Origin of the sequence: Aeribacillus sp. FSL W8-0870, assembly GCF_037963755.1 — a bacterium.
In the GTDB taxonomy this organism is placed as follows: Bacteria; Bacillota; Bacilli; order Bacillales; family Aeribacillaceae; genus Aeribacillus; species Aeribacillus composti.
Window position 1 is genome coordinate 2,024,991 of record NZ_CP150165.1, and the last position, 18,442, is coordinate 2,043,432.

16 protein-coding genes and 4 pseudogenes are annotated in these 18,442 nt (G+C 42.3%); 12 read left to right on the plus strand and 8 right to left on the minus strand.

Annotated features, from left to right (window positions below; translation table 11 throughout):
* Nucleotides 1–55: 55 nt before the first annotated feature.
* The 3 genes from NSU02_RS09750 (at nt 56) to NSU02_RS09760 (ending at nt 2,518) form a co-directional block, all read left to right on the plus strand.
* On the plus strand, nt 56–1,144 hold the full coding sequence (locus NSU02_RS09750) for a GAF domain-containing sensor histidine kinase (RefSeq protein WP_339195600.1): 1,089 nt from the start codon (nt 56–58) through the stop codon (nt 1,142–1,144).
* A gap of 108 nt (nt 1,145–1,252) precedes the next feature.
* Nucleotides 1,253–1,891, plus strand: a complete 639-nt coding sequence (locus NSU02_RS09755; RefSeq protein ID WP_339195602.1) for a response regulator transcription factor — start codon at nt 1,253–1,255, stop codon at nt 1,889–1,891.
* Between the two features lie 177 nt (nt 1,892–2,068).
* Nucleotides 2,069–2,518, plus strand: a complete 450-nt coding sequence (locus tag NSU02_RS09760; RefSeq protein WP_339195604.1) for a serine hydrolase domain-containing protein — start codon at nt 2,069–2,071, stop codon at nt 2,516–2,518.
* On the opposite strand, the gene NSU02_RS09765 is transcribed toward NSU02_RS09760, so the two are convergent.
* The 3 genes and pseudogenes from NSU02_RS09765 to NSU02_RS09775 all read right to left on the minus strand — a co-directional run bounded on the left by NSU02_RS09765 (nt 2,475) and on the right by NSU02_RS09775 (nt 5,526).
* Nucleotides 2,475–4,139: an alpha-glucosidase gene (locus tag NSU02_RS09765; protein ID WP_339195606.1), complete on the minus strand. Its 1,665-nt coding sequence runs from the start codon at nt 4,137–4,139 to the stop codon at nt 2,475–2,477. The genes NSU02_RS09760 and NSU02_RS09765 overlap by 44 nt on opposite strands.
* 134 nt (nt 4,140–4,273) lie before the next feature.
* Nucleotides 4,274–5,202, minus strand: a pseudogene (gene panE / locus NSU02_RS09770) (2-dehydropantoate 2-reductase).
* 153 nt (nt 5,203–5,355) lie between these two features.
* Entirely contained in the window at nt 5,356–5,526 is a 171-nt protein-coding gene (locus tag NSU02_RS09775) for a YbdD/YjiX family protein (RefSeq protein ID WP_094245753.1), read from the minus strand.
* Nucleotides 5,527–5,693: 167 nt separating this feature from the next.
* Between NSU02_RS09775 and NSU02_RS09780 the strand changes: the two are divergent.
* The 6 genes and pseudogenes from NSU02_RS09780 to NSU02_RS09805 all read left to right on the plus strand — a co-directional run.
* Nucleotides 5,694–6,101, plus strand: a pseudogene (locus NSU02_RS09780) (DUF561 domain-containing protein); the annotation flags it as partial.
* Between the two features lie 42 nt (nt 6,102–6,143).
* The gene (gene thiO, locus NSU02_RS09785; RefSeq protein ID WP_339195610.1) at nt 6,144–7,274 is read left to right on the plus strand and encodes a glycine oxidase ThiO; all 1,131 of its coding nucleotides are present in this window, start codon (nt 6,144–6,146) and stop codon (nt 7,272–7,274) included.
* Nucleotides 7,274–7,477, plus strand: a complete 204-nt coding sequence (gene thiS / locus NSU02_RS09790; RefSeq protein ID WP_062753947.1) for a sulfur carrier protein ThiS — start codon at nt 7,274–7,276, stop codon at nt 7,475–7,477. Before thiO ends, thiS begins: the two co-directional genes overlap by 1 nt.
* A 1-nt stretch (nt 7,478) precedes the next feature.
* Nucleotides 7,479–7,664 (plus strand): annotated as a pseudogene (locus tag NSU02_RS09795) (thiazole synthase); the annotation flags it as partial.
* Between the two features lie 94 nt (nt 7,665–7,758).
* A complete protein-coding gene (locus tag NSU02_RS09800) occupies nt 7,759–9,132 on the plus strand; it encodes an IS1380-like element ISGsp2 family transposase (RefSeq protein WP_044899598.1) in 1,374 nt (457 codons plus the stop codon).
* A gap of 298 nt (nt 9,133–9,430) precedes the next feature.
* Entirely contained in the window at nt 9,431–9,673 is a 243-nt protein-coding gene (locus NSU02_RS09805; protein ID WP_062753933.1) for a hypothetical protein, read from the plus strand.
* Between the two features lie 50 nt (nt 9,674–9,723).
* Here the strand turns inward: NSU02_RS09805 and ugpC are convergent, their stop codons facing one another.
* The 3 genes from ugpC to NSU02_RS09820 all read right to left on the minus strand — a co-directional run bounded on the left by ugpC (nt 9,724) and on the right by NSU02_RS09820 (nt 12,195).
* On the minus strand, nt 9,724–10,836 hold the full coding sequence (gene ugpC, locus NSU02_RS09810; protein ID WP_062753931.1) for a sn-glycerol-3-phosphate ABC transporter ATP-binding protein UgpC: 1,113 nt from the start codon (nt 10,834–10,836) through the stop codon (nt 9,724–9,726).
* Between the two features lie 168 nt (nt 10,837–11,004).
* The gene (locus NSU02_RS09815) at nt 11,005–11,907 is read right to left on the minus strand and encodes a helix-turn-helix domain-containing protein (RefSeq protein ID WP_205424048.1); all 903 of its coding nucleotides are present in this window, start codon (nt 11,905–11,907) and stop codon (nt 11,005–11,007) included.
* Between the two features lie 99 nt (nt 11,908–12,006).
* Nucleotides 12,007–12,195 (minus strand): hypothetical protein, encoded by a 189-nt coding sequence (locus tag NSU02_RS09820; RefSeq protein ID WP_012749319.1) that lies wholly within the window; start codon nt 12,193–12,195, stop codon nt 12,007–12,009.
* Between the two features lie 103 nt (nt 12,196–12,298).
* Between NSU02_RS09820 and NSU02_RS09825 the strand changes: the two genes are divergently transcribed.
* Nucleotides 12,299–12,703: a hypothetical protein gene (locus tag NSU02_RS09825; RefSeq protein WP_328268072.1), complete on the plus strand. Its 405-nt coding sequence runs from the start codon at nt 12,299–12,301 to the stop codon at nt 12,701–12,703.
* Here the strand turns inward: NSU02_RS09825 and NSU02_RS09830 are convergent.
* On the minus strand, nt 12,660–12,866 hold the full coding sequence (locus NSU02_RS09830; protein ID WP_339195746.1) for a YheC/YheD family protein: 207 nt from the start codon (nt 12,864–12,866) through the stop codon (nt 12,660–12,662). The genes NSU02_RS09825 and NSU02_RS09830 overlap by 44 nt on opposite strands.
* Between NSU02_RS09830 and NSU02_RS09835 the strand changes: the two are divergent.
* Nucleotides 12,833–15,681, plus strand: a pseudogene (locus tag NSU02_RS09835) (EAL domain-containing protein). The gene NSU02_RS09830 and the pseudogene NSU02_RS09835 overlap by 34 nt on opposite strands.
* Before the next feature lie 32 nt (nt 15,682–15,713).
* Here the strand turns inward: NSU02_RS09835 and NSU02_RS09840 are convergent.
* Nucleotides 15,714–16,262 (minus strand): DUF2777 domain-containing protein, encoded by a 549-nt coding sequence (locus NSU02_RS09840; protein WP_081188621.1) that lies wholly within the window; start codon nt 16,260–16,262, stop codon nt 15,714–15,716.
* 305 nt (nt 16,263–16,567) lie between these two features.
* Between NSU02_RS09840 and asnB the strand changes: the two genes are divergently transcribed.
* Nucleotides 16,568–18,415 (plus strand): asparagine synthase (glutamine-hydrolyzing), encoded by a 1,848-nt coding sequence (gene asnB / locus NSU02_RS09845; protein ID WP_339195624.1) that lies wholly within the window; start codon nt 16,568–16,570, stop codon nt 18,413–18,415.
* Nucleotides 18,416–18,442 lie beyond the last annotated feature (27 nt).

Consider the following 18,442-nt stretch of genomic DNA (forward strand, 5'->3'; position numbering starts at 1 on the left):
GGGTTAGTCACCCCCTCCTACTCGATTATACGATTGGAGCGAAGGGGGAAGAAAAATGAGCAAGGACAAGCAGGATATTCAAGAATTGCTTACATTAAAATCCATTGCCGAAACATTGAATGAGTGCAATGATTTAAAGGAAATGCTGCAGACGGTATTAAAGGAATTAATACAAGTGATGAAACTGCAATGCGGCTGGATTTTTTTTGTTCATCCAAAAGAAGGATACTCTCTTATTGCTGACTATCAATTACCTCCTGCACTGACATGGGAAAATAAGAAGCCGATGTGCGAAGGAGGCTGTTGGTGTTTGGAACGGTACAGAGATGGGCGGCTGCAGCGGGCAGCGAATGTCATTGAATGCAAGCGGCTTGAAAAGGCAATCGAAGAGCAATGGGGAGATACCAATGGCGTTACCCACCACGCGAGCATTCCTCTTCGTGCAGGGGATGAGAAATTTGGAGTGCTCAATGTAGCTGCTCCGCATAAAACGAGCTTTACAAATGAGGAACTGGCATTATTAGAAGCGGTTGCTTATCAAATCGGGACAGCAATAAAGCGAATCAAGCTCGCCGAAAATGAACAAAATCTCGCGTTAATAGCAGAACGCAACCGCTTAGCGCGAGATTTGCACGATTCGGTGAGCCAATTATTATTTTCGCTGCAGTTGACGGCCCGCGGCGCAAAAGAAATGACTCAAGGCGAAACAATAAAAGATACGTTCGCCTACATTCAGCAATTAGCGCAAGAAGCCCTTCAGGAAATGCGGGCGCTTATTTGGCAGCTTCGTCCGCACGGGTTAGAACATGGGCTAGCCAACGCCTTTCAGCATTACGGAGATATGCTCGGGTTAAAAGTAACCGTGGATATTAACGGACTGATCGATTTATCTAATGAAGTCGAAGAGTGTTTATGGCGCGTGGGACAAGAAGCATTGAATAACTGCAAAAAACACGCGGGAGTGTCTGAGGTTGATATGGCGATCCACGTCCAAAAGCACTATGTCCATATGAAAATACATGATGAGGGATGCGGATTTTCCAAGACGGATGGACATCCTTTTTCTCTCGGCTTAAATAGTATGAAAGAGAGGCTTCAGAGCCATGCCATTCTCCTTGACGGACTTTTCTCTCGGCTTAAATAGTATGAAAGAGAGGGTCGCATCGTTAAATGGAGAAATTCATATTAAAAGTGCCGCAGGAGAAGGAACGGCGATTGATGTCATCATTCCGTTGAAAAAGGGGAGAGGATAATGGGGATCAATGTACTTATTGTGGATGATCATCATGTTGTTCGGCGAGGATTAGCATTTTTCCTCAACACGCAAAAAGAAATTAACGTAGTCGGTGAAGCGTCCAATGGAAAAGAAGCGGTGGAACGGGTGAAAGAACTGCAACCAGATGTCGTGTTAATGAATTTGGTCATGCCGGTTATGGATGGCGTGGAAGCCACGAAAAAAATAAAGGAGCTGTCTCCTCATACGAAAATTCTCATTTTAACAAGCTTTTCTGATGTGGATCATGTTATTCCAGCCATTCGTGCCGGCGCGTCGGGGTATCAATTGAAGGATGTAGAACCAGATCAGTTAGTACAAGTGATTATATCTGTGTACCGAGGCGAAAATCAGCTTCACCCGAAAGTCACCACGCATTTAATGACTCATGTGTCAAAGGGAGGGGATCGTAAGGAACAACTTATTGAAGTATTGACGAAGAGGGAAAAAGAAGTGCTTGCGGAAATTGCGAAAGGAAAAAGCAATAAAGAGATTGCCGCAGCATTAATGATTACAGAAAAAACGGTCAAAACGCATGTATCCAATATACTGGCTAAGTTAAATCTTGCGGATCGCACCCAAGCGGCTCTTTATGCTGTAAAACATCTCAGACTTTAGTTGTATTTTGAGGCTTCGGCTACTTTCGTATGTACAGCTCCCCCGATTTGCCGGTGAAAGAAGCCATTCCTTTGATTACACTATAATCAGAAAAACAAGGAAAAAAGGAGAGAAATGCCACGCATATCGTTGTAGTGAACGGAAGTTAATAGAGCTTATGAGGGGGATGACGAAAATATGACGAGGCAAGCAATCAAGAATGCTCTCAAGGATGTTCTTGACAAAGTTTTGGATAAAGCTGTAGGCAGGGCTGGAGGCGTACCAGGAGTGGTTGCAATGATAACTGATCGCGAGGGCAACATCTACGAAGGTGCAGCCGGGGTGCGCGAACTCGGAAAGGAAACGCCGATGACCACCGACACAGTGTTTGCTCTTTTCTCGACCACTAAAGCCATCACCGGCACAGTATTGATGCAATTGGTCGAGGAAGGAAAAGTCAGTCTCGACGATCCAGTCAAAAAGTATGTTCCTGAGATTGCCGAGATTAAGGTTCTTGAGGGATTTGACGCTGACGGGCAGCCTAAAGCCATCTCTCCTCACCGAAGCAAAATAAAGCTGCCGAGAAATGAACGGCAGCTTTTGTCTATTTCAGCAAATATACGCGTGCTTCATACGGTTTCAGCTTAAAGCGTGTTGCGTTTTTATGCGGTTTTACATCATAGTTTTGCAGCACCAAATTTTCTGAGCTTAATCGAATGCCATCATATCGATACAGCGCTGGTTTATCGCTTAAATTGACAATAACCACCGCTTTTTCGTTTCCAAGCGTTCTTGTGTACGCATAAATCGTCGGATGCTTTTCTAAAATCAAATCGTACGTTCCATAAATAAACACTTCGTTCTCCTTGCGAAGCCGAATCATTTTTTTGTAAAACTGAAGGACGGAGTTCGGGTCGCGCAATTGCGCCTCGACGTTAATGGTCTTATAGTTTTCGTTCACTTTCATCCATGGCGTTCCCGTCGTAAACCCCGCGTTTGGCGCGTCGGACCATTGCATTGGGGTTCGCGAATTGTCGCGCCCTGTTTTCCAAATCACTTTCATAATTTCTTCATGGGAGCGACCCTTTTCCCGTTCGATTTGATACATTCTTTTAATAGCAACATCATTGTAGTCTTCAATATTCGAAAATTGGACGTTCGTCATCCCAATCTCCTGTCCTTGATAAATAAACGGTGTTCCTTGCATCAAAAAGTACATCGCACCAAGCGCCTTCGCACTTTCGGTAAGGTACTCCTTATCATTTCCCCATGTCGAGACAGAACGAGGCTGATCGTGGTTTTCTAAAAACAATGCGTTCCAGCCGCGGTTTTCCAGCCCTTTTTGCCATTTTGTCAACGTACGCTTTAATTGGCGCACATCCACTCCGCCATTCGTTCCTTTTTGCCATAACCCTAAATGTTCAAACTGGAAGATCATATTGAAAATACTGTTTTCCTCACCGACCCATTCTTCCGCGTCCTCGACGGTAACGCCATTCGCTTCTCCAACCGTCATAATATCATAGCGTGCAAACGTTTGCATTTTGAGCTCTCTTAAATAATCCATAATTCCCTCTTGGTTCATATGGCCAGCAAAAGACGGAACATAATCTAGCCCTTTCGGATTCGGCAAATCCGGCAATCCCGGCTTTTTCTTAATATGTGAAATGGCATCCACTCGAAATCCATCAATTCCTTTATCCAGCCACCAATTAATCATTTTATACAACGCTTGGCGCACTTCTTCGTTTTCCCAGTTTAAATCCGGCTGCTTTACATCAAATATGTGCAAGTAATATTGATCAGTTTTCGGATCGTACTCCCACGCCGATCCACCAAAGATGCTTTCCCAGTTGTTCGGCTCTTTGCCATTTTTTCCATCACGCCAAATGTACCAATCCCGTTTCGGATTATCCCTTGATGAACGCGATTCAATAAACCATGGGTGTTCATCGCTTGTATGGTTAATGACTAAATCTAAAATCACTTTCATGCCGCGCCGGTGAATTTCCTCGAGCAATAAATCAAAGTCTTCCATTGTCCCGAATTCTTCCATAATCGCATGATAATCGCTAATATCATATCCGTTATCGGCATTTGGCGACTTGTAAATTGGACAAATCCATATGATATCGATTCCAAGGTCTTTTAAATAGTCAAGCTTCTCGATAATTCCGCGAAGATCTCCAATTCCATCGCCATTTGAATCCATGAAGCTTCTCGGATAAATTTGATACGCGACTCCTTCTTTCCACCAAGCTTTCTTCACGGCTGTATCCTCCTCTTTTTGTGCATACGTTTTCACTATTAACTGTACACTACATGATGCCAATATACAATCTTTTTTGCAAAAAAGAAGGCAGCCTTCTTTTGTATACATAGAAAGCTGCGCTTTTTCTATTCTTACTCTGTTTTGGAGCGATTCGCCTCGTAAATTTTTAAATTATGGTACGCCAATTTTAACAGTGGCGTTTCGATTTCGTATTGTTCCGCCAATGAAAGCAAATATCCTTGCAAATGATCCGCTTCAATGAGTTGTCCTTTTTCCATATCCCGCTGCATCGATGATTTCATCGTCGCTTCTATTCGGTTTAATTGCGCCAGTTGTTTTTCTTCGATATCATCGCGGCAATTGGTGCTCCATGAGCCCGCATCACGGCCGCAATCTCTTTTAGCAATCCGAAAATAATTTCTTGTCCGTACTTTCCAGAACGAATTGGTCCAATCGGCGCTCGAAACAGCGTCGTCACCCCTGACATTGTCGCGATAAATAAATATTTATTCCACATATCTGTCGCAATATGCTCGCTTAAACGAAAACGGGCGTTGCAGCCGGAAAATAATTGTTCCAACGCAAGAACGCGCTCCGTCCGCTCCCCGGACCATTCCCCAAATCGAACATCATGGGAAGCGCTTGTTTGCGCGATTTCTCCATGCTCATTCAGCGTTGTTTCAATAAAACAAAGCCCTCCTAACACGTTTTCCTTTCCAAACTCATTCCAAAGTATTTCCATATGCGCCATGCCGTTTAACAGCGGTAAAATCATCGTTTTTTCTCCAACATACGGTTTCACATCGCGAATCGCTTCCGGCAAATGGTATGCTTTGTTGGAAAAAATGACGACATCAAACGGCTCGGCTTGCTCACCCGTTACAAGCAGCTTCGGAGACAGCACCGCATCGCCGTGAACGCTATGAATCACTAGTCCCTTCTCTTGCAGCTGCTTTTTTCTTCGCTTGCGAACAAGAAATGTCACGTCCACTCCTTTTTCGAGCAATCTTCCGCCGAAATAACCGCCAACCGCGCCTGCACCGACTACAAGTATACGCATATATTTATTCCCCCTTATAAAACAAAAAGAAAGTTATTTTTCTTATGACAAAACAGTGAATGAACAGGAAAACACAAACGAAAAAGCTCGTCCTCATTTAACTTGAAATAAATACGAAAAAGGAAAAAAGGGGAATAGTTTCCCCTTTTTATGTCAGCAACAGCGTGATACTTTTCCGCCTTTGCCGTTATAGCGCGCTTCCTGCACTTCGCAGAAAAACTCTTTTCTTGATTTTATCGGCTCTCCTGGATGATGTGTTTTCATATGTTCTACATATTTCTCGTAGTTTGGAACACCAACCAGCACCTGCAACCAATGAAGCACAAATGCGGCAAATCATTATGAACGACTACAATAATGCCGATATATCCAAAATGATCGATAAAATAATGTAAATAATGCTCCACCATTATGCGTAAGTGGCTTCATACGATTCTTAACGGGAATCGTCGCTAGACATATTGCAAAGCAATATGGAGCGCAGCTTATCTGATGTGGCGGTGGTTTTTGGAGTAAAAGGAGTCCAGCTTGCGCACCATAGTTTGTCTGTGCGGAAAGTAAAACATCATTTTCCTTCGTTGTCTATCGGTTGTTCGGTTCATTCGATCGCGGAAGCGATGGAAGCGGAAGAAAGCGGTGCTGATTATTGTATATACGGCCACGTTTTTGCTACTGGAAGCAAAGTAGGGGTACCGCCGCGCGGAATAGAATCATTGCGAAGTGTCGTCAATCACGTGAATATTCCTGTTATCGCGATTGGCGGCATCCATTCCAATAATGCAGAACAAGTACTGAAAGCTGGTGCGCAAGGGATTGCCGTCATGTCAGCGGTATTTTTTGCCGACGATCCTGTTAGCGAAGCAAAGAAACTCGCAAAAATTGTGAAGAAAATGGTATGAATGTGGAGGAAATCGTTAGGAAAAAGAGAAGAGGGGATTTAAATGGAACGTTATCATTATGACGTTGTGATCGTTGGCGGCGGAATTATTGGCGCTTCTATTGCTTTTCAGTTGGCGAAACGTCATTTTCGCGTCGGTGTGCTCGAAAAAGGGCGGATTGCGAGCCAATCGTCAAGCGCGGCGGCAGGAATGCTTGGGGCGCAATCTGAATTTTTCGAAGAAAGTCCGCTTATTCCTCTCGCGATCAAAAGCAGGGGCATGACTCCTAAGCTTGCGGAGGAATTAAAGGAACTCACCGGAATCGACATTGGGCTTGTACAGAAAGGCATGTTGAAAGTGGCAGTAACGGAGGAAGAAGCAGCCGCCCTTCGCCGTCATTACGAATTTTGGCAGCATACCGATTATCCAGTACGATGGCTGTCGGTGGATGAGGCAGCGGAAATAGAGCCGAATGTTTCCCGTGATTTAGCGGGCGCGATGTACATCCCATCAGACGGACAAGTGAGCGTTTCTGATTTCGCTATCGCTTTTGCGAATGCCTCGATTGTCTATGGAGCAAAGTGGCATGAGTATACGGAAGTCATCGATTTACAACGAGCAGATTATTCATACATGATTCACACCAATCATGGAACGATCGCAGCCGATGTTGTGGTTATTGCGGCAGGAGCATGGTCTTCGCGTGTTCTTGCCAAAACGGGCATATCGCTGCCGATGTATCCAGTCAAAGGGGAATGTCTTCTTGTAAAAACAGAAAAACCGTTAATTCAAGCGACCGTATTTGCGAAAAACGGTTGTTATATCGTTCCAAAACGAGGAAATCGCCTGTTGATAGGGGCAACTTCGACACCGCACACATTTGACCGAAAAGTATCGATTCATGGAATCATGAATTTGCTTGAACGTGCGCATCATCTTCTTCCAGAAATGAAAAATGCGGAATGGGAAAAAGCGTGGAGCGGCATCCGCCCGCAAACGAGCGATGGCTTGCCATACATAGGGGAGCATCCGTGCTATCCGAATGTATGGATCGCGACAGGTCATTACCGAAACGGAATTTTGTTAAGTCCGATTACCGGCGTATTGTTAGCCGATCTCATTGAAGGAAAAGGAAGCGAGGTCGACCTTGCTCCATTTTCACTTACAAGACATCAAGCAAAGGTGGGAAAGTGATGGAACTCATTATTAACGGCGAATCGATTCATGTTCCAGATGAAGTGAAAACGGTTAGCGATTTGCTTGCCCATTTTCAGTTAAACAATAAAATTGCGATTGTCGAAGTAAATTTAACGATTATCCCAAAACAGCAATATGAAACAGCGGTGTTATGCAACGGCGATAAAGTAGAAATCGTTCATTTTGTAGGAGGCGGTTGATATGTTAAAAATCGGGCCATATGAATTTCAATCAAGATTGTTGCTAGGAACAGGAAAATATCCAGACTTGGAAGTACAAAAGCAAGCAGTGGAAGTGTCAGGTGCGGAAATTTTAACGTTTGCTGTTCGACGCATGAACATTTTTGAACCAAACCAGCCTAATTTTTTGGAAAATTTAGATCTTACCTGAATCCGTGACAAAACATCTTTACAATGGTCGCAAACCGTTGATACGATAAGGGAAAACGACGTTGACGATTCTTCATCAAGTAGGTGATGTGATGAAAGATTTCCCGATTCGGTTTGTATTGACAGATGAAGCGATTACCCCAAGTGCTGGGCTTGCTCTCGTTGGCTACTTACTCCATCGAACGAAACTGGATAAACGGGTAAACGCACTTCGGCTTCCAACGGTTCGTCGAGAAGTGCACATTTCCCATAGCGATGTCATTCGCTCGATGATTGGCTTGCTTGCCACAGGAAAAACGGATTTCGATCATATCGAAGCGTATCGTCAGGACGATATCTTTTCGGCATCGATGGGGATTCAGCACGTGCCTTCCTCTCCAACCTTGCGACAACGACTCGATCAGCTCGCTTGTCTTCCGATGACCGAAACGATTCTTTGGGAGGAGTCCATACGTCTGTTGATTCAACGACATGCCACTTTGTCCCCTTGTTGGACCAAAGGAAAGACGACATGGCTTCCCCTTGATATAGATGGTTCCCCATTTGACAACTCCGATACGAAAAAAGAAGGAGTCAGTCGAACGTATAAAGGATTTGACGGTTTTACACCGTTGTTTGCGTATGCAGGGAAGGAAGGGTATCTCGTTCATGCCGAGTTGCGTCCAGGGAAACAACATGTGCAAGACAACATGCCCTCGTTTTTAGTCACCGCTATCCGTCGAGCTCGTCAACTGACTTCATCTCGTCTGCTTGTTCGCATGGATGCAGGAAACGATGCAGAAGCGAATGTGCACGTATGCCTAAAGGAAGACGTGGACTTTGTCATCAAGCGAAACTTACGCCGAGAATCGAAAGCGCTTTGGTTCCAGATCGCTTCGCAAAAGGGCAAACGTGTCGATGATGGACAAAGCGAAGGAGTACAAACCTATGAGCTATGCCTTCCACAGAAGGCAGCGATCGATGGAAACACGTATACGTACGTTCAAGTCACCCAAGTGACGGAACGGACGATGGAACGCAATGGACAGCTGATGCTCGTTCCTGATTATGAAGTGGAAAGCTATTGGGTGCGGCTCAAAGGATACGAGCATGTTCGAATGAGCGATGTGCTCGCGTTGTATCATGACCATGCGACATGCGAACAGTTTCATAGCGAACTGAAGAGCGACTTAGATTTAGAGCGGCTTCCATCTGGGAAGATGAAAACGAATGCGCTCGTGTTGGTCATGGGAGCCTTCGTTTACAATCTTCTTCGTCTGATTGGACAAGATCTATTAAGCGATCCGAGACATCCGTTGCACCACAAAGTGAAACGCCGCCGCATCAAGACGATTATTCAGACGGTGATCACGATGGCAGGGCGACTCGTCCGTCGATCACGACAGATCTGGATGAAACTGACGCGAAGGAGTGGCTATAGCGAGCCCCTACTGAACGTCTATCAGAAATGGAGAGAGGCAAGATAACGAACGAATGTTCGGGAACTGATGTCCAACGTCACTCCCTGTGCTTTTTTGTCTATTTTTTTGGTTCGTATACCTAAAAAAGAGATTTGTTCCATTTTCGGAAATAGAGATGACATAGGTCATAAGCATAAAAAGGGTTTTATGGATTATCAATCCATCAAAATTACAACAAAATCAAAGTCGATTTCAATTCATCACGGATTCAGGATTTCTTTTTTATGGTAATTTTTGACGTTTTATGGTTGAGGATATTAGGGAATATGTAAAATAAGGTATTGTTTTAGTAGGAGGAAACATCATGAACATTTGCCCGCTATGCAACGGATTACGTAATGTGGCAGTGCATTGTTCGCGCTGTCAGAAGCAAATGGTGGATCAAGGAAAAATTACGGATTATTTTGATGATTACAGCCCGTATATGGATATTGATATGATGAAATTGGTCGATGGGTATCCGAAGACATTGATTCGGCACGAATGTGTGCATCTTTTTTATTGTCTGCATTGCTGTCACGAAGAAGTGCGGTTTATTAAAGAATAGGCTCTAGCATCATCGCTAGAGCCTGTGCAATATTTTGGGGAACGATATCGTTATTTTTCATCCGCAGAACGGATTCGTTTTTCCGTTTCGATATCGAAAAAGTGTGCTTTGTTCATATCTAAGGCAAGGTCTAATTGGTGGCCTGGCTTGATTTCTGTGCGGGCATCGATGCGTGCGACAAATTCTTGTCCATTAATATTGGAATAAATCATCGATTCTGCACCAAGCAGCTCGGCTACCTCAACGCGGGCGGTAATTTTCGTATTTGGCGATGCTTCAAGGAAGAGTGGTTCATCATGGATGTCTTCTGGGCGAATGCCTAAAATGACTTCTTTACCAATATAGCCCTGGTCACGAAGCACTTTCATTTTTCCTTCTGGAACGCTAATAGTAATATTACCAATGACAAACTTGCCATCTTGCAATGTTCCTTTTAAGAAGTTCATCGCTGGAGAGCCGATAAAGCCACCGACGAAAATATTTTCTGGTTTTTCATATACTTCCCTCGGTGTGCCGACTTGCTGGATGACACCATCTTTCATGACAACAAGCCGTGTTGCCATTGTCATCGCTTCCGTTTGATCATGTGTGACGTAAATCGTTGTTGTTTCTAAACGCTGATGTAATTTAGCGATTTCGGAACGCATTTGCACACGAAGTTTTGCATCCAAGTTCGAAAGCGGTTCGTCCATTAGAAATACTTTTGCGTCGCGGACGATGGCGCGTCCTAATGCCACCCGTTGTCGTTGGCCGCCAGAAAGCGCTTTTGGCTTGCGATCTAAGTATTGCTCAAGGCCAAGAATGCGCGCTGCTTCGCGGACGCGGCGTTCGATTTCTGCTTTTGGGAATTTCCGTAATTTTAAGCCAAACGCCATGTTATCGTAAACGCTCATATGCGGATAAAGCGCGTAGTTTTGGAATACCATCGCAATATCGCGGTCTTTTGGCGCGACATCATTCATGCGCTTGCCGTCAATATATAAGTCGCCTTTTGAAATTTCCTCAAGACCGGCAATCATTCGCAATGTTGTCGATTTGCCGCAGCCGGATGGACCGACAAAGACGATAAATTCCTTATCTTTAATATGTAGGTTAAAATCTTTTACAGCGATTACGTTGTTATCGTAAATTTTATAAATGTGCTCTAAACGAAGCTCTGCCATATTCTCACTCCCCCTATTAGAAAACGTTTTCAACTGCTTTAAGCGTACCGAAAATAGCAGAATTCGTAAATGGACAACATGCACAAAAAAAGAGGGAGATTTCAGGCAAGATGACGAATAGACGGACTATGCGCTTGCCTCGTATGGTGATCCTGGCTTTACTGTAGTTCAATTGTCCGCATATTGCTGTAATAATATTGCTAAATACACAGCGACAGCTCCTTTAAAATGTTTAATATCGATTCCTGTTTTTTCAATAAATTTATCAATGCGATATTGTAAACTGTTGCGGTGCATATATAACTTTTTTGCCGCTAAGGAAACGTTTAGATTGCATTGAAAAAACGTTTTGATGATATGAAGTGACTCGTCATCCAATGTTTCGAGAAAAGGAAGCGACTTCTTGATCATTTCAAGTTCCGAGGAACCATGGATAAGCAATAGCGGAATCACATCTTCCATCTGATATACCGTTTGTGTTGGCATATACGTTTGTGCTAGCTGGAAACATTGTTTTTCGTGGCAAAATAATTCATAAAGATGGTCACCATATGGATGGATGTGCCCGATAAATAGATGAATGGTGATATAAAAATCGGTAGATAATGTATCAATAATTTCAGCAAACGGCAAAGGATCTAGGGTTGGTTTTTGTTTTTTTTCAATAATGACACCTCGGTAGTCGTGTTCCCAAACGATAATAATATGTTCGGAAAACAACCCGCTGATGACATCGAAAAAATCATCTTTGTTGACAACAGAACCTTTTATGAAAAAATGAATAAAGCGATAATACGGGGAGTGGGAGGAAAAATGCTGCAGCAACGTTGAATCTCCATGCGTGACCCAACGATGCCACGCCATTTCTTCATCGCTAATCGTACGGCTGACATCGGGAATCGGCGTGAGAAAAATCGATAATAGCTGTTTTTCCTGTTTCGATAGACGTTGTTTGCAAATTCCAATTTTATCTCCATCTTTTGTATAAAACCATTCATATGCATCAGTGTCGGCTACTTGTTCATTAATGACGATTGCATCCTTATAGTAGGATTTTAGCTGTTTGAGCATGGCGATGTTTCCTTTCTACATCTGAATGATTCCTTTCACTTATTATACAAAAAGAAAAACCGATTTTCCCAATAAAAAGGAAAATCGGTTTTTGAATGGCTACGTTGTTTCATGAGGAGGTTCTTCTTTTGCTAAGTCGCGCGCTTCCTCGATGTTTACGGCATCACCGTGGCCATGGACATAGCCCCCTGCCAATCCCTCATTGATCATACGGTCGATATCCATATAGTGTTCATCGCGTCCTTCATATTGGGAATCTTGATAATTCCGTTTGTTTCGTTCCGTCATAATGCGTCCCTCCTTGTTTTTTGTAGTTTGTATTATAAAAGCATAGATTATTCGTATTCATCATATATATGTCAAAAAGCAGGACAAGCAAGGAGGGAACACAATGATACGCACGGTGAAACAACTGCTGTACATAACAAGAACATCAACGCAACTAGCAGAACAGATGGCAGAAATAGTGAGCGATGAAACGTGGAAACAACAATTTATTCTGTATTTAGAGGATATAACACGTCAATATAAGCTATGGCAATATATTCACTATTTACTTGCCGGGGCATATGAAGAAAGCGACAGTGAAAAGATCGTAACAGCTTCGGTTTCCGAACTGTTGTATGCGCTTTGTTCCAATGAATTAAAAAAAGGAATGTTGTGTCGAAAAGCAAGTGAGATGTTATCGGGAGCTGCACAAAAAGCGGCAGATCACTCATTACAGCAGGCCATTCAATATAGCCAGCTATTTTTTACGATGATAAAAAACCAGCTAATTCATCAAATAGGGAGATAAGCTGTTTGGCACCATGATGTTGAATGTCCGGTTCGTCGAAAATCATCGGTTTGGCGTTCAGTTCGTACATGTACAATTGTCCATCTTTGCTAAGGCCAATATCCGCGGAAAACTCGCCAATAAAACGACATGTACCGTCTACATTGTCATAATACAGAAGAATTGTATGACTTTATCGCACAGCACCACCTTGCCCAATATGAACATATTTTTGTACAAGTTGCAGCCAATAAAGTCGATCAGCTTGAACTTCGGAAAATGATTGGGTTGCTTCAGCGTTATCTTCCACAAGCGCAGCTATTTGGCGTCACATACGGCGAACATTTTGGTTTCGATGACAAATTTTTTATATGTTTTACTGTGTTCGAAAAAGTTAGCGTTCACTCTGTTTTATTATCATACGAAGAATTTGCAAATGAACTTGAGCTTGTAACATATATTTCGGATACGCTTATAACGGAAGAAACAAATCTTCTTCTTTTATTTACTGACCAGAATAGCAATCTTCATTCCCTTATTCGCCATATACCACTAGCAAATGAAAAAACGGTTGTGATTGCCGGGCGAATTAATGAAGGAGAGCGTTTGTTTTCGCATGAAGGATTTGTCACTGGCGGTATGCTGGCAATTAGTTTTAACGGTTCTTCTTTTCGTGTTCAATCATCACATCCGTTTTTATGGGAACCAGTTGGCACTGCTTTTCGAATAACGAAATGCAGCGGAAATAAGTTATACGAGCTTGATGGAAAAAAAGCAATAAAATTGCTGCAACGTTATTTAGGAAAGGAATTTATCGATCGATTGCCTTTTTCCGGAGCGGAATTTCCGTTCATTATTGAGAAAAATGGCCATAAAGAATGTTTATCCATCGTTAAAGTAAATGAGGATGGTTCTATTGAACTAAACGGTTACGTCCATCAAGGGGAGAAGGTTAAGTTTAGCTACGTTCATTTAACGTCATTGGTTTGGACTATATCCGATGAATTAAACAAATTGACGAAAAAATACACGGAAGCGATTTTTTTCTATCGTAGCATCGCCGTACAAGGCTATGCATATCCAGTGCTAGAGCAAATAACGACAACGCTGGAGCAAGTTGCTCCTACTTTTACGCCATTTATATTTGTAGAACTGGTGATCAAGGATAGAGATATACGTTCAGCCACTTTTAGCATGCTTGCGTTATCGGAGGGAAATCAGAACGGAGAGAATAGCAGTGCTTCCGTTTCTTTATCTATTCCTGAGATGTTTCAAGGGGTGATGACGCTAGCGAATTTAATGTCCACCTCCTCTCGAGAAATGGAGAGGCTTCGCGTTCATGTACAAATATCACAATCACTTTTTGAACATAATACAGATATTGTATATTCTACTGATTTACATGGGAATTTTACGAACGTGAATCCCGCTTTCGAGAAAATTCTAGGTTACACAAAAGAGGAAATTTTACATACGAACGCTTTAAAATACATGCATCCGAATGATGTACCTCGTGTTAGCAGACATTTTTATCGAGCTTTGCGTGGAAAAATTCAATATTATAATTTGGAGATTCCTACAAAATCAGGGGAAACATTATTATTCCAAATTAAAAACGTTCCAATTATCGTTGATGGGAAAAAAGTAGGCATTTACGGGATTGGAAGAGATATTACCGAACAAAAAAAGCGGAAGAAAAAATTTCATATTTAGCGTATTATGACCCGGATACCCATCTTCCAAACCGGACAAAGTTTATGGAAATCATCGATGAACAGTTAGAAAAGGCGAAGCAAAAAAATAGGAAGCTAGCAGTCGTATTCATCGATTTAGACCGTTTTAAGCTAGTTAACGATAGTATAGGGCATTATGCGGGAGATGAAATTTTAAAACAAGTCGTTCAGCGCATTCAGCATGTTTTGCCAGCTGGAGCGTATTTAGGAAGGTTTCATGGGGATAAGTTTTGTTTACTTTTAACAGAGCGCACCGATTCAGAAGGAGTGTTTAAAACAGCAGCGCACATTTCAAAAGAAGTGATGAAGCCGATTGTATATGAAAACAAAGAATTTTTTATCACTATAAGTATTGGAATCAGCTTCTATCCAAACGATGGTGTGGATAAACATTCATTGCTCAAAAGTGCTGATATCGCCCTAAATAGAGCAAAACAGAGTGGGGGAAATCGAATACAATTTTATTCTGCAAAAATGAATGAAGAAACGTTATACCGTTTAGAGATGGAAAGATATTTGCGAAAAGCACTGGAAAATCAAGAATTTTTTCTATGCTATCAGCCGATTATTGATATACATAAAGGTGTTATTGTCGGAAACGAAGCATTAATTCGTTGGCGCCATCCAAAGCTAGGACTTGTTAGACCGAATGAATTTATTTCACTAGCAGAAGAGACGGGGCTCATTCATGAAATTGGAAGATGGGTATTAGTAACGGCTTGCAAACAAACAAAAAAATGGCAGCAATTATGGAATCAACAACTCTTCGTTTCTGTGAATGTGTCGGCGAGACAATTTCAGCATGAAGGCTTTATTGATGATGTAAAACAGGCGCTAGAGCAATCGCAGCTCTCCCCAAATTGCTTACATTTAGAATTAACGGAGAACTCTATGCTTCGTAATCTTCATTACAGTATTCAAGTAATGAAAGAATTACAGCAGCTCGGTGTCGGTATTGCTATTGATGATTTTGGAAGTGGATACGCTTCTTTTAGTTATTTAAAAAATTTACCAGTAAACATATTAAAAATTGATCGTTCATTTGTTGAGAAAATGCATACAAATTCTTCGGATATCGCGATCGTAAAGGCAATTATTACGATGGGGCACGGATTAGGGCTAAAAACAGTAGCCGAAGGGGTGGAAACGGTCGAGCAGCTGGAATTGTTAAAAATGCTGCATTGCCATCACGCACAAGGATATGCATTGTATCGTCCGGTAACCGCAGAAGAATTGTCAACATATATGACGGTAAGCCACAAATAGAGAATTGGGGAAAGAAAACAACTCTTTCCCCATTATCCGATGTGCGCGCAAATAAACCGTTTTCCGGTATTAAATGTGATTTCAAAGCGGTCTTTATATGTATCTCCACGCTCATAGTAATGTTGGACGTTGCTAATGAATTCAGTATTATCATAAATAATAAAATTAACACCAGAATATTTTTTAAATAACAATCCATTATAGCAGTATAAACAATCGTATAAAGAAAAGCCGAGTTCATTTAGCCACTGTACAAAATGAAAAAACGTTTTATCCGAAAGCGATTCGAGCCATTGTTGATAAGCGTATGGAAGCCGCTTTCGAAAACGGACGTGTTCGCCGCTTTGAAGAGGGAAAACTTCGATCCCTATATCGACCATCCCGTCTTTTTGTAATTGGCCGCACATCCAATGACCATGGCGGAAAATCTCTATATTTCCTTCTGTCATTTCCTCAAGTAATGATGCTTCCTCATCTTCTTCATCAAAAAAGATCCACTCGTCGTTTACGAATTCAATCGTTCCTTGTATATAAGCTCGTTTTTGTTCATTTATGCATTGAAGACGATGTTCGATGTTCACTTTTCCTCCTCCTCCTTTATTTCCTGTTTTGCCAAATTGTCTTCCATTTATTCACATCGTTCTTACAATCGGACAATTCATCGAAATGAGAGGTGCTGCATAAAATGGAATCATGCCAATACGGAGAATGCCAAATTAAAAAGAAAGCGAAGGTTAAAAAGAAAGCGAAGGCGGGAAGAACTATGATAAAATCCCTCAAGCGCGAGATAGCTTGGCTTAGCTAAGGAAAAGAAAAGGTATGGCGTTCGAGACGTGTTATGTTAAAAATAGCTTTTTTGTTATCTATCAAGAAAGGATTGGTTCGTATGTGTGGTATCACCGGTTGGGTTGATTTTCAGCGCGACTTGCGAATGGAAAAAGAGATTATCTCTAAAATGACAGAAACATTAGCGAAACGTGGACCTGACGATACAAATGCTTGGTTTAGCGAACATGCCGCATTTGGACATAAGCGGCTTATCGTGGTCGACCCAGCAGGCGGCAAACAGCCGATGACAAGAATGAAAAATGGGTATCGTTATACCGTTTGTTATAACGGAGAATTATATAATACAGAAGACATTCGTAAAGAACTATTAAAAAAGGGGTATACATTCCAAGGGCATTCGGATACGGAAGTATTATTAAACGCTTATATAGAGTGGAAAGAGCACTGTGTTGATTATTTTAACGGAATTTTTGCTTTTGCGATTTGGGATGAACAGCGCGAACAGCTATTTTTAGCGCGGGACCGACTTGGCGTGAAGCCGCTTTTTTATCGGCATGTCCATGATAGTCTTTTATTTGGCTCAGAAATGAAAGCAATTTTGGCACATCCGGAAGTAAAAGCAGAAGTGGACTATGAAGGACTAGCAGAAGTGTTTGGATTAGGTCCGTCACGGACACCAGGGCATGGCGTGTTTCGCGGAATGAAAGAATTGCGCCCGGCGCACGCGTTAAAGTTTTCCCGCGAAGGGATAAGAGTATGGCGCTACTGGAATGTGCAAAGCGATGTGCATAGAGACTCGCTGGATGAGACGGTGGAAAAATTGCGTTTTCTTCTTATTGATGCTGTTACGCGCCAGCTTGTTTCCGATGTTCCTGTCTGCACTTTTTTATCCGGCGGGATTGATTCGAGTTCCATTACCGCCATTGCCGCAACGGTGTTTGCGAAAGAAGGAAAAGGACAGCTTCATACGTATTCTATTGATTACGAAGGGAACGACCAATATTTCAAAGCAAATGATTTTCAGCCAAATGCCGATGCGCCTTGGATTGAACTAATGTCAAAAACATTCCAAACCGTCCATCATCATTGTGTCATTAGTCAGGAAGATTTGTTTCATCATTTACAGGAAGCGGTGATCGTCCGTGATGTCCCAGGCATGGCGGATGTGGACTCTTCGTTGCTATGGTTTTGCAAAGAAATAAGAAAAGATTTTGTCGTTAGTTTATCCGGGGAATGTGCGGACGAAATTTTTGGCGGCTACCCATGGTTTCACCGTCCTGACGATTTAGCGCGGAACGGATTCCCTTGGATGCGTTCGACAGAGGCACGGATGGATTTATTAAAAGAAGATTGGAGAAAGAAATTGCAGCTGGATGAATATGTACAAAAGCGCTTTGGTGAAACGATCGCGGAGGTTCCAAGACTGGAAGGGGAAAGTGCGGAAGATGCGAAGCGGCGCGAATTGTTTTATTTGAACATGATTTGGTTTATGACAACGCTTTTGGATCGAAAAGACCGCATGAGTATGGGCGCGAGTTTGGAAGTTCGCGTGCCGTTTGCCGATCATCGGTTAGTAGAATATGTTTGGAATATTCCTTGGGAGATGAAAATGTACGGCAACCGCGAAAAAGGCATTTTGCGCAAGGCATTGGAAGGAATTTTACCAGAGGAAGTGTTATATCGCAAAAAAAGCCCGTATCCGAAAACCCACCATCCGCTTTATACGAAGCTAGTAAAAAATTGGGTAAAAGAATTATTGCACGACCGCTCATCGATTCTTTATGAATTTTTTGATGCGAAAAAATTAGAAGAGTTAGTGGAAACAGAAGGAAAATCATTCCAAGCGCCTTGGTTTGGACAGTTAATGACAGGACCACAACTATTGGCGTATCTTGGCCAAGTGCATGTTTGGTTCCAAAAATACGGCATTACCATAAAAGAATAAGAGCTGCCTTTGTCGCAGCTCTTTTTG